The sequence below is a fragment of the Paenibacillus sp. FSL H3-0286 genome, from assembly GCF_045040705.1.
Taxonomy (GTDB): Bacteria; Bacillota; Bacilli; order Paenibacillales; family Paenibacillaceae; genus Paenibacillus_AQ; species Paenibacillus_AQ odorifer.
In genome coordinates, this window is record NZ_CP150285.1 from 6,002,653 (window position 1) to 6,018,842 (window position 16,190).

The window sequence follows — 16,190 nt, forward strand, 5'->3', positions numbered from 1 at the left end:
GACATTTAAGCATTAAAAAAAGACCCCTTAACCGGGGTCTTTGCGTGTTCACACTGAAATTCCGTTATTTTTTGTGTCCTGAAATTTGTCTTATTTTAGACATTTCACGCTAAATGCTCTGTCATCTCCAAGAACTCGGTAATATCAGCCACGATCAGATCTGTAGCTCCTTGCCAGAAATCCGGTTTTGTCAGATCCACACCCAAATGTTTGAGCACCAAATCCTCCAATGTCATCACGCCGGTATCCTGCAACAAGCTATCGTATTTGTCTGCAAAGGAAGCTCCCTCTTGTAATGCCAGACGATATAAGCCTGTACTGAACATATAACCAACGGTGTACGGGAAATTATAGAAAGGTACATCTGTGATATAGAAATGCAGCTTCGACGCCCAGAAGTGAGGATGGTATTCAGAAAGCACACCACAGAAAGCTTCTTTCTGTGCTTCCACCATCAGAGCGGACAGTTCCTCAGCATTTACAAGACCTTCCTTACGTTTCTCATAAAAGCGAGTCTCGAACAAGAATCGAGCGTGAATGTTCATAAAGAATGCCACACTGTTCTGTATCTTCGTTTCAAGCAGAGCCAGCTTCTCCTCTGCATTGCCCGCAGCTTTAACCTGAGCATCAGATACAATCACTTCTGCGAAGGTTGAAGCGGTCTCTGCAACGTTCATTGCATAATTCTGATTAAATACAGGTTGATCATCAAGCAGGTAGGAATGATAAGCATGTCCCAGCTCATGAGCCAATGTTGAAACATTGGAAGGTGTGCCGCTGTAAGTCATGAATATCCGTGATTCTTTACTCTCAGGGAAGGAAGTACAGAATCCACCAGGACGTTTGCCATTACGATCCTCAACCTCGATCCAGTTATTATCAAAGGCACGCTCTGCAAACTCAGCCATCTTAGGACTAAATTTACGGAACTGTGTGACGATATCCTTCGCAGCTTGATCATAAGGGATCTTGCCGGAGGATTTGCCTACAGGAGCTTCGACATCGACCCATGAGAGAGAATCCAGCCCCAGCAGCTTGGCTTTACGCTGAAGGTAGGACACAAGTACAGGTTTGCTATTCGTAATCACGTCCCACATCGTATTTAAGGTGTCCTGTGTCATACGATTGATGCTGAGCGGATCTTTCAGAACATCGTCCCAGCCTCTGCCCTTATAGAGCTTCAGGCGGAAGCCTGCTAAGTGATTTAAGGTATCCGCGCAATTATCTGCCGCTTCAGTCCAAGCCTCTTCCCATTTATGGAACATCGTTTGACGCACTTTTGGATCTGGATCATCCAGCTTATTAAAAGCTTGACCAGCAGATAGCAGCTTTGTTCCTTCTTCATCCTCAAATGGGATCTTGATCGAGCTAACAATCGTATCATAGTGCCCGCTCCATCCATGATATCCGTCAACAGCTAATTCCAACGCTAAGCTTTCCAGCTCAGGGCTCATCTTCTCACGGGCCAAATCACGGCTCTCGCTCAGTACGAACGTTAAAGGAGCAATCTCTGGACGAGCCATCCACTCAGCCCATACCTTGTCCGTAGTCTGACGAAGTACATTGCTAAATTGCGAGCTGATCCCTTCGAATCCGGCGCGCATGCTTGTCACTTTGGCCGCCAGCCTTACCGCACCCTTGTCCATCTGATTCTGAGCGCCTAGACAGTCTGCGAAGGAAGTGACCTCCACAAGTCTTCCTGAACAGCTCTGAAGCAATGCTATAACCTCATCCAATGCTTTTGTAGACGCAACATCCGTTGGTGCCACAGCATCCTTCACAAAGCCTTGCAAGGATAAAATATCTTTTTCAAGCTTGCTCAAGAACCCTTCTAACTCTGCAGACGAAGAACCCCCCGGAAAAATAGTATCAAGTTCCCAAGTCAGTGATAACGGTTGTTTCATGTGTACTCACCATTCCTTTGCTTTCATTTGACTTTCTTTGTAATTGTCTTAACACCATGGTAAAGTGAATAACGATATCTGAACATTTATAGCCGATAAACTTTAGGAGGGCATCCATATGAAGCCACTACAAATTTCACCGGAAACAGCCATTACGTTATCCAAGCAACTAGGCGTTCCTTTGGAACACTTGATGCATATGCCCCAACATATTTTACTACAAAAAATAGCGGAGCTATCCAAAAAAGAAAATCCCCCACAAACTGAGGGAGAAAATGAAGAGACTCCTTCTGGGAAGGACTCACAATGATTCCATTTAGTCATACCTGGCCTTATGACATCATTCTAGGCGATATGTATGTGCAATACTGTCCATTCTGCAACTCAGAGAATGTGCTTCTGCCTATGAAGCCAAAAGAATTACAAATCGTTCGTGACGGCAAGAAAAAACTGCTCGTCTTCCCCTGCTGCAGCGCCAGTCCTACAGTTATAGATAATGACGGCGATTACCTTTTGTTCGATCGAGCTGTCAGATAAGCAAATCCTAACATTTTCTTTCTACAAAGCGCAGAGGAGAATTTAATTCTCTTCTGCGCTTTTTGTTGTTCGCAAACATTATGAACTTGAAGACAAGCCTTCGATATCAACTTCAACATCTAGAGCCTCAGCACGCATTTGCTCCCGTAAAATAACCCACTGCTCACGTGCCGCTCGAATCATCGCCGCATCCATGATCTTCTGATCATTGATCAGACGGGAGAACCACATTACAGCCACTGAGTATTCTCCGATCCGCCGATTAAGTTCGCCGATCAGGTACATGAGCCGGGCATCATTGCCGGCAATGCCATCTATTTCATAGACCTTAACATACTCGTCCAAAGAATAGCGTAAAAAACGCTTCTCCTGCTCAGTCTCCCCTTGATAGCGATAGAGCCAAGCAATATGATGCAGCAGACTTGCGATAATCCGATCTTTATCGTTAATACTTTGAGCACATAAAAGCGCCAGCTTATAGGTCTCGAGCGCAGTTTCCCAGTCTCGTTTCTCTCCAAAGTCCCGGCTCTTCCAGCGTTTCCCTACCTGTTCATTAAATGCCTTGCGCTGGCGTTCCGTCAGCTTGTCAGCCGAATTTTCTGTGGAGGCAAACCCGCAATTGGGGCAGACCCGTACAACATAATAATCCGGATTCTCATTTTTATAATACGCGCAGAAATCAGCATCACGTCGAATAGCCTTTTTTAGACTAGGACGTACCCGCGAGGTTGAAAATTCATTTTCACAGTTGCAACACTTGACCTTAATAGAATATAGGGGTATTAACTCTGTCAAGTACTCTCATTCCTTTCAGGATCAACCTGTCCCTTGTTATTCCTGGGGCATGTTAACAAAATGATGTGCAGGACCTGCAAGGCGGCTAAGCACGAATGAACGCAGTGGTTCTTCGACTCCAGTCTCCACCAGTGCCTCTTTCATACATTGTAACCACTCCTCAGCACGTTCTGGAGTAATAGGAATATGCATATGCCTTGCTCTCATCATGGGATGTCCATGTAATTCCGAATAAAGTGGACCCCCGCCAAAAAACTGTGTCAGGAATTGATATTGCTTCTCCAGAACTGGAGTAATATCTTCAGGGAACAAGGGTCCCAGCTGCGGATGAAGCTGTACCTTGGCATAGAACACTTCCACCAACCGATGTAGTGCTTCAGCCCCCCCTAGATTGTCATATATACTCTCATTTGGATTCATTGAGGTTACCAGCCTTCTTCCATATTAATGAAACGTTACTTATTTTATTATACCAAAGATAAGCATAACACGGATATCCGTCGAAAGTGCTCTCTAAACTACAGAAAAAAGGCGCTAAACTATAGTTCAGCGCCTGAAGAGTAAGGTTAGTAGGTCCTAAATTCCTCATCACCAGGAGGGACGAGTGAGACCCGGATTACATATACAAAAGCACAAACGAGAACTCCGGCTATAACGCTCATCGCCATCACTCCATCCCATTTAATCGTGTAACAGAGGGTGCATTTATTTATTACATAATATCATAATTCCTGCGAAAAAGCACAGATAATTGTAACCGCTTTCTCCATTTTTTTGTGCTGTTTGTCCCTCTTTTTGCATACATCTAACCATAGACCAGGAGGCGTTAATTATGACTTTTAAAAAGATTGGCGGCCCGCTGCTGGGATTCATATTGGCAGGTTGTATGCTGCTTATGTTACTTCATCCTGAAGCATCTCTTGCCGCAGCCTTACGTGGCCTGGCCATCTGGTGGGACGTGCTCTTCCCTTCACTGTTTCCCTTCTTCGTCATTTCTGAAATCATGCTAGGCTTAGGCATTGTCCATCTCTTCGGCGCTTTACTTGATCCACTGATGCGTCCCCTCTTCGGTATACCAGGCAGCGGTGGTTTTGTCGCGGCCATGGGATATGTATCAGGATATCCCGTTGGAGCCAAATTAACCGCTAAGCTGCGGGAGCAGAAGCTGATCAGCAGAATCGAAGGTGAACGCCTTGTAGCATTTACAACCTCCTCCGATCCTATTTTTCTATTAGGGGCGGTATCCGTTGGGTTCTTTCGCGATGCTTCTTTGGGGCTAATATTGGCACTAGCCCACTACGGAAGTGGCTTAATGGTTGGTCTCCTAATGTCATTTCATGGACGTAAGGAACAAAAGACCCCCACCCAAGACCCAACAAAAAGTAGTTCTGACGTCCCCTCTGCTCCAGCAAAACAAGGATTCGGCAGAATACATGCCGCACTCCTTGCGATGTCCGAAGCCCGGCGCAAGGATGGACGTAGCTTCGGGGAGCTGTTAAAAGGAGCGATCCAATCCTCGCTACAGCTTATTATTGTCGTAGGGGGTCTGGTTGTATTCTTCAACGTGCTAATGGAGCTGCTTGCCCGTGCCGGAATCCTGCCCTCACTATTTAGCCTGGCCGGATCTCTCGTCTCCCTTGTTGGAGGGCCTCCCGAATTAGCTCAGGCCTTGATCAGCGGATTATTCGAGGTCACCATAGGTGCCCGTTCTGCTGGTGAAGCCGCTTCTTCCATCCCGCTTCAATTCAAGGTCGCAGCAGCTGCCTTTATTCTCTCTTGGGGCGGATTATCTGTACATGCCCAAGTCGCCAGTATTTTGAACGGTACCGGGCTGCGTTATCTGCCTTTCTTAACTGCGAGACTAATACATGCCGTACTCGCAGCAGGTCTCGTGGTGCTGCTATGGAAGCCTGTGATGGGATCAGGATTGTCTTCTGCCTGGGTCTCTCTGCCAGCCTCCACCGCCTTTACACCTTCAGCCTCAGGTGTTACTGCCAGCCTAGCTCTACTGAGTCTTATACTGGCCGCTGCTCTTCTAGTGTCACTGCTTATCCCTGTCTTTATGGCAATGCTCCGATTGATGCGCCGAAGTTGATTACATATTGTGTTCCGGGGCAAGATTGATTATGATCGGTGTATGACGGAATTATATAAAGGAGCTTGTACATCTTGAGATATTATGTTCTGGACCGCGGTGATGAGCTGTCAATCAAACTTGCCGAGCAATTTCACAAGCTGGCGGCGGAGCGGGATTTGCAACTGGATGCCGAGTCTCCGGAAATCGTCATCTCGATAGGTGGAGACGGCACAATGCTGCACGCTTTTCATACCTTTATCGATCAGATTCCCAACTTAGCCTTTGTAGGTGTGCACACAGGACACCTCGGCTTCTATGCGGACTGGCAAGCAGAAGAGCTGCCCACCTTAATCGATTATATGTGCGGAACCGGTGATTCTGAGCCGCAGAAACCGCGCATTGTGAAATATCCATTAATAGAGCTGGAGATTCACAAAAAATCGGGATCTTCGTCTCACATTGCCCTCAACGAATTTACCCTTAAAGGGGTGGATGGAACTATAATGATCCAAATCGACATCAATGATGTCACCTTCGAAATGTTCCGGGGCGATGGACTTTGTATTTCAACTCCCTCTGGCAGCACCGCTTATAACAAAAGCCTTGGGGGCGCTATGGTTCACCCTTCAATAGAAGCGCTGCAGATTGCCGAAATCGCGTCTATTAACAACCGTGTATTCCGGACAATGGGCTCGCCGCTACTACTGCCGAAGCATCATCATTGTGACATTTTTTCATGTAAAGACCAGCGTTTGCTGCTCACCGTAGATCATAACAACATTCCTGTTGATGACCTGATTTCAGTACGCTGTCAAGTTTCAGACAAAAAAGTCAGCTTCGCAAGGTATCGTCCGTTTCCGTTCTGGAACCGTGTCCGTGAAGCTTTCTTAGTCTGAGATCAGGGGATCAAAAAGCTGGAGATTTCAATATCTCCGGCTATTTTTGGTGTGACAAAACTAACACCAATTGATAGACATAGAGAGAAATCAAATGGTATAATGAGGCTATTTTACAAAGAGTTACATAAAAGGAGAGAGTACTGTTGAAAAAATTATTATCCCTCTTGAGCATAAGTCTTCTGGCCCTGATACTGGCGGTCCCGGCTTTTGCTGCTTCAAAACCGATTGATGTTTATATCAACGGCAGTAAGGTTTCCTTTACCGCAGGAACCCCATACTTAGCGAACAATTCTGTACTTGTCCCTTTCCGGGTCATCTTCGAAAAGCTTGGACTGCAGGTGCTTTGGGATGCCAAGACTGGAACAGTAACAGGTAAAAGTTCAAATCTGGCGATCAGCCTGAAAATTGGCAGCAACCGCGCAACCGTTAACGGAACCGTGAAAAAACTGACCACCGCACCAGTCTCCTCAGCTGGCACTACATACATTCCTTTACGTTTTATCGCAGAGGCAACCGGAGGCACAGCCGTCTGGAATTCAACCAGCAGAAGCGTGCAAATTACCACCCCAGTATCCAAAGATAAGGACGAAGCAGCGATTACAGCATTAATCCGTTTGTCTAATAAGTATTTCAATGAAGAAAAAGCGATTAGCTTCTATTCCCTTATGGATTCAGAATCCTCAAATGCGGAGTCAGTAGCGGATCTTAATGCATCCTTTGAGATTTTTGACATAAAAAATACTATTGAGAGTTTGGAAATCATTGATATTTCAGGCAATGACGCTACTGTCTATACACTGGAAAGCTCTCGCCGGACAGGTGGGGCCTATACGCCAGATACAGAGGACGAATACATGTATACACTTGTCCGCAAGAATGGAAGCTGGAAAATATCATCTGTGGAATCCCAAAGCTCCGTGATACTGCTGACTCGTGAACAAGCTCTAAAAACAGCAGCTAACATTCCTCAAAATGATGCGGATGCCATCAAAGGTAATATCACCAAATATTATCAAGCTATGAATGAACAAAATTCGGCCGCTGTTCTTTCCACCATGACTTCATACGGAGAAGAATATGATACTTCCCTTAAGGAAGATCTGGAAGATTTCTTTACTTCATATGACGTCATTTATACTCCAAGCGTTTCGAGTATCTACTATTTTAGCGCCAAAGAAGCAGCTATTTATGTAGAAAGCAAAGAGAAGGATGCCAGTGAAGAGGAAACTTTTGAGCAAGGCACGATCTTCATTTTATCCAAGTCGGATAACGGGGTATGGACTACTGATAACACCTACAGCGTTTACTATAAACTTGTGAAATCCTAACAACCATACGTCACAGAAAGTTAATTCGTGCAGTGTATACTTTCTTATCTTATAAATTATATAAAAAGGGCGTATGATTCCATGAAATCCAATAAAGTAATAAGTGCACTTCTAGGCAGCTGTCTGGCTTTATCCCTAACTTTTGCTCCAGTGGTGTCTGCTGCCGATGCCGCTCAGGCATCTACAGATAACCGTGATCTTATCAATGAAGTCATGAATATTCTGGAGAACTATAACCTCTCCGGTGTAGATAAGGATACCTTGATTCGTGGAGCCATTGATGGCATGGTGAACACCCTGGATGATCCCTATAGCCAATACTTCAATACCGAGGAAGCGGCACAATTTGAACATGATGTTGATCTGGAATACGTTGGTATTGGTGTTAGATTGCAATATACCGCAACAGAGCTCTACATCGAAGACATAACACCCGGTTCGCCTGCAGAACAAGCAGGTCTGAAACGCGGCGATACGATAGTCAAAATTAACGGAATCCCCGTTGAAGAGACTGAAGGTGACGAGTTAAGCGGAGCCGCAGGCACCAAGGTCACTCTGCAGGTGCTCCGGAATGGAGTGTCTAAATCATTTCGTGTAACCCGGAATGAAATCAGCTCAACTTCCGTTACCGGAACCATTGTTGGACAGAAGATAGCCTACATCACACTGAGCGGTTTCACACAGAATTCCGATGAAGAATTCGCCGCTATGCTGAAAAAGATGCGCGCAGCAGGTATGAAATCGATGGTGCTTGATTTGCGTGACAACTTAGGCGGCTATATGGATTCGGCATACAACATTACCTCCAATTTTATGGATAAAGGCATTATGATGTATACCTCTGATCAAACCGGAGCACTTACTCCAGTAACGATTACCAGCGGCAGCAAAATAGGCGTACCCGTCGTCATTCTAACGAATGAGTACACTGCCAGCGCTTCTGAGGCGCTTACTGGCGCATTACGTGACAATAAGCTCGCTACCGTCGTAGGCACTCGTTCTTTCGGCAAAGCACGTATTCAGAGCCTGCTTCCAATGTCTAATGGAGACATGCTGAAGCTGACTACGCAGAAATACCTAACTCCAAATAAAGAAGACTTTAATCACATCGGGCTTGCACCGGATATTGAGGTTAAAGGCAAAACTGCACAGCTGATTACCGCTCTACAGATTGCAGGAATGAAAAGCATTGAGGTTTCCGGTGATCATCATATCTTGAACGTCAACGGGGTTGCTTTTGCTGGTAATGTAGGTCTAATAAAGCAAGGAGATAAGACTTATGCTTCTTCGCTCGTACTAGGTGCACTGATCGAAGGCGACATCACATGGGATGCCAAGAACAAAAAAGTCATCGTAACGAACGGGGCAGGTAAAGCGACCGGCTTTACATTGTCCTCCAAAGAGGCGCTTTCTCAGAACGGCGAGACCTTCATTGAATTAAATGCCTTTAAGAAGAAGTTCCCTGCGCTTGTATGGAGTTACAATGCAACACAGAAACAATTGAAATTATCTGTAAAATAGATCCTTAATCTCACTAATCATTAAGCTGCTGAATCAAGCACCAATGAGTAAAAACAGGAGTTGTCTCACATAAGCCATGAAATGGCCGTTGGGACAACTCCTGTTCTTTGTTTAGTTTGATAATATTTGCACCTACGAAACATCTGTAGCACCTATCGGACATGGATGACCCTAAACGCAATATTAATCCATATTTGTTATGCTATCGGACCCCATAGTGGCTATTGGTATGAAAAACACCATAATTACGCCTCTTTCTAACGAATAGCATCATTGGAGTCCGAAACCCCGCTCAAAAGGCTGAAAATTCGTAAATAACGGCATCTGGATCCTTAAGCCTTAGGGGATGATGAAACTGCTGGGTCAAGCAGCCAACGACTAACAGCATAGAGCAGTAGAGCAGCAGAGCAACGCACAACAACACCAAGCAACACACAGCAACACTGAGCCACACCGCCAACACTGAAGAACGTACAGCAACACCGAGCCCACAGAGCAGCACTGAGCAACGCCGAGCGGCACAGCAACACCGAGCAACACAGCAACACTGAGCAGCACAGCAACACTGAACAGCACAGCAACACTAAGCTACACAACAACACTGAACAGCACAGCAACACAGCAACACAGCAACACCGAGCGGCACAGCAACAGCAGAGCAGCGATCTCCAAGTAACGGGAGAAACGCTGCTCTGCTATTTTTTATAAGAAAAAAAGCTGGCTCATTCGTAGAAGGACTCTACTTATGGTTCAGCTTTCATCATTAAGGTTGTGAATTTTCTATGTTTTGGTTGCTCTGGTTATTCTGGTTGTTTTGGTTGTTTTGGTTGTTTTGAGCGCTTTGAGGTTTTGGTGTGTTTTGGGGCTTCTGAGACTGACCTTGTGGCGGTCTGCCTTGGAAATCCTTTTTGGATTTCTTGCCCTGTGAATCCTTGCCCCGGTGATTTCGGCTCTGATGTTCTCTCACAGGTCTATCCTTCACCATATTGTCCTTAGAAGAAGTCATCTCTTTAAATGCCAATGAGTGATTCGAGCCTTGCTTAGAGGATGTTTCTTTAACAGAGAACTCTTTATCTGCAGCCGCTTCATCACTAGCTTCCCCTTCTTGCTCCAAGGCCTCTTCATCACTCGGCTCTGGTATTTCTTTGATTAAAATATCCTTGAACATGCCTTCCTGTGGTATTTCTTTCAATTTATGCAGCACAAAATAAGCGCAGCCAAAATTGCAATATTCATTAATATAATCAACCATACCCGAAATCGCTGTATCCCGATTCACCTTAGGATGGTTGTCCCGGTAAAAACCTTTCAAACGCAACTGACTGTAACCCCAGTCACCGATAATATAGTCGTATCTTTCCAGCACCTCGCTATATCTCCCGCGAAACGCCTCCGGATTCCAACCATCCTTATGATCCAACATAAGTTCATAGCCTTTTCCGCCTATTACGATCAAACCTTTTGTCGCCTGCCTTTCTTTGGGTATCGTGGCGTTGATTATGCCGCCATCTATGTGGAATATTGGGCTTTCGGTCGCTGTTCTAGAACCGCTCCTACAGCACCAATATTCCCCTCCGATGACGCAAATCAACGATTTTTATGGGTAACCTAAGAGCAGAGATATCAGAACGCTGTCGCTTCTTCCTCCTCTTACTAACATTCTCCGTGAATTAAACCACAGAAAAGCAATAATTAGCTAGAAGAAACCGCACGCTCCTCGCGAGCTTGAGCTGCAGACTTCACCTGCTCATGCGCATGATAAGAGCTGCGGACTAGCGGGCCTGATTCCACATGGCTGAAGCCACGCTTCATTCCCTCTTCCTTCAACAGTGCAAATTCCTCCGGTGGATAATATTTCTCCACATTTAAGTGTTTTGGAGTGGGTTGCAAATATTGTCCTAAAGTCAATATATCACAATTTACGGCTCGCAAATCATCCATTGCTTGTAAAATCTCATTCCACTCTTCACCGACACCAAGCATGATGCTCGATTTGGTTGGAATATTGGGTTTCATTTCCTTGGCTCTGCGCAGCAATTCCAAGGAACGAGGGTACTTCGCTTTAGCCCGTACACGATCTGACATCCGTTCCACGGTCTCAATATTATGATTAAGAATGTCTGGATTACTGTTCATGACAATCTCAAGACTATTCCGGTCTCCTAAAAAGTCTGGAATAAGCACTTCAACACTACATAACGGAAGGCGTTTACGAATCGCCGCTACCGTCTCAGCAAAAATCTGAGCGCCACCATCCGCAAGATCATCGCGGGCCACACTAGTCACCACACAGTGACGAAGATTCATTTTCTCTGCAGCTTCAGCTACACGTTCAGGCTCCTGCAGGTCCAGTTCTGTAGGCATCCCTGTATTCACTGCACAAAAACGGCATGCGCGTGTACAAATATCACCTAAAATCATGAAGGTAGCCGTACGGTTTGCCCAGCATTCATAAATATTCGGACACCTAGCTTCTTCACATACGGTATGTAAAGTTTTGGAACGCATCATGCTTTTGATTTCCTGATAGTTGTCACCGGTAGTTAGCTTAATCTTAATCCAATCCGGTTTAGGTTGCTTTGCTGTTTTATTAGACAAAATGATAAACCCCGCTTCCTCCTGAATGTGATGCTGCAGATGAAAGTTGCTGCCTCATATTATAACATGTGCGATTTACAATTGCCTGTTTTTGTGAAATATGCAGGGTGTGTCATCTGGAGTTTCCAGCGAGATTTTTCTGGTACCTTTAGACAAGAACGGATAAAAAGTAGCATTTTGCACCAATCTATAAAAAAGCTTCATCCGAAGTGACTACACTCAATTTAATGCCCGGACAAAAGGAGGCTGTTATCTTGCTGGCCCTATTTAAGAATATTAAAGACCGGAGAACCCTGTTATGCCTGTCCGCGGCCGCTATCCTCTGGGGTGGTTTAAACCTTCCCGTTTCAGCAGCTGTAGCGCGGCCTACAATCCAACCGGTGATGAGCAGCGGGGATCCCGCTAGTGCTAGCAAAGAAGCGCAATGGTCTGGCCGAAGACAGCTTTATGAGCAAATGAGCGCAGCTACTGGTATCCCGTGGTTTAGGTTCGCAGCCATTGATCAATATGAACGCACGCTCGCCAAAAAGGGAGCCTCAGGGCAGCCTGTCTCCACGCGCCTTACAGCCATAAAGATCCCGGCACCGGTATGGGCTGGTCCACTCAATCCGGATCAAGGGGATACTTCCCCGAACTCCATTAGCTTCTTTGATGGTTTTGGCAGTGATGGCTCAGGAGACGGGATTGCTGATCCAGAGAATGATGCGGACGTTCTGTATAGTATGGCTAGACACTTATTGAAGTATGGACAATCCGCTAGTGATTTCAGTATCGGGGTCTGGGAGTATTATCACAATGGCCGCGCCTCGCAGCGCATTACCCAGTTCGCGAAGTTATATGAACATTTTGGAAGGCTGGACCTATCCGGCAATGCCTTCCCGCTTCCCTTAAGTAACCTTTATTCTTATCGTAGCACTTGGGGCACTGGAAGAAGCTGGGGTGGAGCACGTATCCATGAAGGAACAGATTTATTTGCACCTCAAGGAGTGCCAGTCCGAAGCACCTGCTTTGGCTTAGTGGAGACAAAAGGCTGGAACCGGTACGGCGGCTGGAGAATCGGGATTCGCGATATTGAGAACCGTTACCATTATTACGCTCATCTATCTGGATATAACAAAACGATTTCTCGCGGAGATATAGTCACCCCCGGTGAAATTATTGGCTGGGTAGGCAGCTCGGGTTACGGCAATCCCGGAACTCAAGGGAAATTTCCTCCGCATCTACATTTTGGCATTTACCGCGATCGCGGAATTACCGAATGGGCTTTTGATCCGTTTCCGTTGCTGAAACAATGGGAGAATCAGGAATATAGAGACTTAAAGAACAAAAGAAGCAAAAAAAGTGCCGTAAATTAGAATAAGGTCCCTTTCCTTAGAGAGGGGCCTTTTCTTTTTTAATACAACATCAAACAGCCGAATGGTTCAATGCTGACCGTAAGCTTATTATTATTTTTAAAAATTACTCCAGACAATAAATCAGTTAATTCGTTCTTATCAGCTCGATATGGGCTAAGCTCTAGTTGGTAAGGGTTTGGAGAATTATTGATAATCAGCCCTATCTTTTCGTGCTCCACACCTCGTATGTAACCAAGCACACTACGAACTTCATCAGTAAACCAAGGACGGAAGGAGCCTTTGCGCAGAACCTCATGACTTTTTCTCAGAGAAATCAACTGTTGATACCACTTATGCAGCACTGCATTCTGAGCTTGTTCTTGCCATATCATAGCTTTTCTACAGTGGGGATCCGTCGCCCCTTCCATCCCAACCTCATCCCCGTAATAGATCATTGGAATGCCGATATAGGTCATCTGGAAAAAAACAGCCAGCATCATACGTTCAACAGCGGTACCCAAGCGGTCCCAACCACGCCCACCTTCTTTACACGCTGTAAGAAACCGCAGGGTATCATGGCTGCCAAGCAACTGAAACATAGCCGAATTCGCCTGGTCATTATACAACGCCTCCTGATGGAGCAATTGCTCCATAAAGCGAACTGGCCCCGTCGATTGTTCCGCAAAAAATTCTAACACTGCATCACGAAGCACATAATTCATTCCTCCATCGAACTGATCCCCTCTAAGCCATGGCCCAGAAGCATGCATAATCTCACCGATCAGCAGGATTTCAGGATATTCAGATTTGAGTTCTTGCCGAAACCGGGACCAAAAACGCGGATTAACTTCATTGGCCACATCCAGACGCCAGCCGTCAATCCCTGTCTCGCGCACCCAATACTTCGCAACCTCAATCATGTAATTCGCCGTATCCGGATTGTCCATGTTCAGCTTTGGCATATGCGCTTCAGCTTTGGCAAACGTTTCATAATTGGGTACAGGGGTCTGCGTAACCGGAAAGGAATGAATGAAGAACCAATCTTTATACGGAGATTGCTCTCCTTTTGCCAACACATCCTTAAACGCGAAAAAGCGGTCTCCCGAATGATTAAACACAGCATCTAAAATCACTTTGATTCCATGCCTGTGCGCCTGGCTGACCAGTGCCTTCAATCCTTCCGTATCCCCAAATACTGGATCAACCTTATAGTAATCGGAGGTATTATATTTATGTTCTGAAGGAGACTCAAATACAGGCGTCATATAAACAACGTTTACTCCTAACTGTTGCAGGTAGGGCATTTTGTCAGAGATGCCTTGTAAGGTTCCTTCGTTATAACTGCTGGGATAGATTTGATAGGTTACTGCATCCATGCTCCATGAAGGTAACTTCAACGCCTCAGAATGATGGAGATATGCATATTGAAAAGAACCCGCACGTTCCCGGTTCTCCGACGCCCCTCTCTCTCCATACCAGACATATTCACCAGCAGGATTAGTTACATGGAATAGATATCTGCATTTTTTAGTAGGGGTCTCAATGACCGCTTCATGTATCTCATAAACACCTGCCGACCCAATCCGCTCCATCTGCAAAGGAACTTCATGCCCCGGAGAATCATAACGGTCTGAGTAGATGACGGTACAGGATAATTGCTGTCCAGCTTGCGTGAACAGTCTGAGCTTCAAGATGCCCGTACCCATAGGATAGGCAAACGGATCTTCACTTGTATGATATAAAAACCATGTATGAGGCATAACTTCTAAACTCCTTTTTATGCTTTTATCGTTAAATCTATAAGACTCTTTGTGATTAGAGAGACTGCTAAATTTGTGTTATTATGGTTACAAATACCGTTCCGGATTATGAGGGGAAGACAATGAAAGTAACCATTTCTGATATTGCCAAAGCAGCCAATGTGGCTAAATCTACCGTATCCAAAGTATTAAACGATTCCCCAAAAATATCACAGGAAACGAAACACAAAGTTCGCGAAATTATGAAGCAGATGAACTATACACCAAGTAGTATCGCTACCGGATTAGCCAGACAAAGCAGCTGTAATATTGGTCTCCTGGTCGATATGTCCAAGGAAAGTGAATTTCTAAACCAGTTTTTCTACAACATCATCGGTGGAATAGAAAGTGTAATTGCGCCTTTAAAATACGAGCTGACTATTTCCAATGTACAGCATAGTAGTCCGGAAGGACATTTTCTAAATAGACTTGTATTCAGCAAACGTGTCGACGGAATCATAGCGAATAACTCCGTACTAACGGAAGAGCTTTGCGAAGAACTAAACCGCTTGGAGTTTCCCTACATCTCCATCGGCGAAATTATGACTCCCGGAAGCTGGGTTGATTTCGATAATGAAGCAGGCGGCAGCATGCTGACCTCACATTTAATAAAGCAGGGGTACTCCAAAATAGCCTTCATAGGCGGGCAGCAGCAGGAAAAGATTTATACCCATCGTCTGAGTGGATATTTGCAAGCATTGCAGCAAGCAGATCTTGCCGATCAGCAGCAATGGATTATCAATTGTAAGGCTGATGAACATGAGAGCTATCTTGCTGCACTTGAGCTTCTACAGAGCGAAGATCGACCAGACTCCGTAGTATGCATGAACAGCTATGTTGCCTTCGGGGTGCTTCAAGCTGCAAAATCACTGGATATTCATGTTCCCTCACAGCTCGGCATTGCCGCATTTGATGAATATCCTCTGTCCCGTTACACTACGCCTCCTCTAACCTCGCTAAATATCGACACCTTCCAGCTGGGGGTATCTTCAGGCGAGCTGCTGATGCAACGCATTCGTAATAACAACATACCCTCTAGGCATTTGCTTCTCGAGCCAGAACTCATTCCTCGTGAGTCAACTATGAGATCGCAGTTCCCGGCGGGAACGTAGTGAAGAGGCGGGAAGCTTGGTTGCGCTTGTATAGCTGACTGAACATTATTGCGCTGAGTGCTATTTCGGTTTGATTGTCTTGAGTAACTAACTGAGCTTGATTGAGCTTGTGTAGTTGACTGAACTTTATTGCGCTGCGTGCTGATTCGGCTTGATTGTCTGGAGTAACTGCTTTAGCTTGATCGAATTTGAGTAGCTAAAATGGCTACATCGGATTTAATTGCATTTTGTGCAATAGAAATCCTTATAGGATGGGTAACATTCGATTTAATTGCACTTTGTACAG

General features: G+C 45.4%; 14 protein-coding genes. 8 read left to right on the top strand and 6 right to left on the bottom strand.

Annotation, left to right across the window (positions count from 1 at the left end; all coding sequences use genetic code 11):
• Positions 1-104 precede the first annotated feature (104 nt).
• Positions 105-1,904: a M3 family oligoendopeptidase gene (locus tag MHB37_RS26795; protein WP_036685300.1), complete on the bottom strand. Its 1,800-nt coding sequence runs from the start codon at positions 1,902-1,904 to the stop codon at positions 105-107.
• A gap of 118 nt (positions 1,905-2,022) precedes the next feature.
• On the opposite strand from MHB37_RS26795, the gene MHB37_RS26800 reads away from it, so the two are divergent.
• Both MHB37_RS26800 and MHB37_RS26805 read left to right on the top strand, forming a co-directional pair.
• The gene (locus MHB37_RS26800) at positions 2,023-2,214 is read left to right on the top strand and encodes a YycC family protein (protein WP_036685305.1); all 192 of its coding nucleotides are present in this window, start codon (positions 2,023-2,025) and stop codon (positions 2,212-2,214) included.
• On the top strand, positions 2,211-2,441 hold the full coding sequence (locus MHB37_RS26805; RefSeq protein WP_036685307.1) for a hypothetical protein: 231 nt from the start codon (positions 2,211-2,213) through the stop codon (positions 2,439-2,441). The genes MHB37_RS26800 and MHB37_RS26805 overlap by 4 nt, the downstream gene beginning before the upstream one ends.
• Positions 2,442-2,519: 78 nt before the next feature.
• On the opposite strand, the gene MHB37_RS26810 is transcribed toward MHB37_RS26805, so the two are convergent.
• Together MHB37_RS26810 and MHB37_RS26815 are read right to left on the bottom strand one after the other, a co-directional pair.
• A complete protein-coding gene (locus tag MHB37_RS26810) occupies positions 2,520-3,236 on the bottom strand; it encodes a DUF2225 domain-containing protein (protein WP_036685310.1) in 717 nt (238 codons plus the stop codon).
• Between the two features lie 36 nt (positions 3,237-3,272).
• Complete coding sequence (locus tag MHB37_RS26815) at positions 3,273-3,656, bottom strand: globin (RefSeq protein WP_076134176.1); 384 nt, start codon at positions 3,654-3,656, stop codon at positions 3,273-3,275.
• A gap of 412 nt (positions 3,657-4,068) precedes the next feature.
• Between MHB37_RS26815 and ylbJ the strand changes: the two genes are divergently transcribed.
• The 4 genes from ylbJ (at position 4,069) to MHB37_RS26835 (ending at position 9,061) form a co-directional block, all read left to right on the top strand.
• Positions 4,069-5,331 (top strand): sporulation integral membrane protein YlbJ, encoded by a 1,263-nt coding sequence (gene ylbJ / locus MHB37_RS26820; RefSeq protein WP_036685315.1) that lies wholly within the window; start codon positions 4,069-4,071, stop codon positions 5,329-5,331.
• Positions 5,332-5,405: 74 nt separating this feature from the next.
• Complete coding sequence (locus tag MHB37_RS26825; RefSeq protein WP_036685317.1) at positions 5,406-6,209, top strand: NAD kinase; 804 nt, start codon at positions 5,406-5,408, stop codon at positions 6,207-6,209.
• 146 nt (positions 6,210-6,355) lie between these two features.
• Positions 6,356-7,540 carry a copper amine oxidase N-terminal domain-containing protein gene (locus tag MHB37_RS26830; protein ID WP_076279682.1) on the top strand — a complete coding sequence of 395 codons (1,185 nt, stop codon included), beginning with the start codon at positions 6,356-6,358 and terminating at the stop codon, positions 7,538-7,540.
• An 81-nt stretch (positions 7,541-7,621) separates the two neighbouring features.
• Positions 7,622-9,061, top strand: a complete 1,440-nt coding sequence (locus tag MHB37_RS26835) for a S41 family peptidase (RefSeq protein WP_076128004.1) — start codon at positions 7,622-7,624, stop codon at positions 9,059-9,061.
• A gap of 763 nt (positions 9,062-9,824) precedes the next feature.
• Here the strand turns inward: MHB37_RS26835 and MHB37_RS26840 are convergent.
• Together MHB37_RS26840 and lipA are read right to left on the bottom strand one after the other, a co-directional pair.
• Positions 9,825-10,517, bottom strand: coding sequence for a YutD family protein (locus tag MHB37_RS26840; RefSeq protein WP_405168698.1), 693 nt, complete (start codon positions 10,515-10,517; stop codon positions 9,825-9,827).
• 236 nt (positions 10,518-10,753) lie between these two features.
• Positions 10,754-11,659, bottom strand: coding sequence for a lipoyl synthase (lipA, locus tag MHB37_RS26845; RefSeq protein ID WP_036685320.1), 906 nt, complete (start codon positions 11,657-11,659; stop codon positions 10,754-10,756).
• Between the two features lie 254 nt (positions 11,660-11,913).
• Here lipA and MHB37_RS26850 point away from each other — a divergent pair, with 254 nt between their 5' ends.
• Positions 11,914-13,014, top strand: a complete 1,101-nt coding sequence (locus MHB37_RS26850) for a M23 family metallopeptidase (protein WP_076220521.1) — start codon at positions 11,914-11,916, stop codon at positions 13,012-13,014.
• Between the two features lie 38 nt (positions 13,015-13,052).
• Here the strand turns inward: MHB37_RS26850 and MHB37_RS26855 are convergent, their stop codons facing one another.
• Entirely contained in the window at positions 13,053-14,753 is a 1,701-nt protein-coding gene (locus MHB37_RS26855; protein WP_340033640.1) for a glycoside hydrolase family 13 protein, read from the bottom strand.
• A gap of 122 nt (positions 14,754-14,875) precedes the next feature.
• Here MHB37_RS26855 and MHB37_RS26860 point away from each other — a divergent pair, with 122 nt between their 5' ends.
• On the top strand, positions 14,876-15,904 hold the full coding sequence (locus tag MHB37_RS26860) for a LacI family DNA-binding transcriptional regulator (protein WP_076099381.1): 1,029 nt from the start codon (positions 14,876-14,878) through the stop codon (positions 15,902-15,904).
• Positions 15,905-16,190 lie beyond the last annotated feature (286 nt).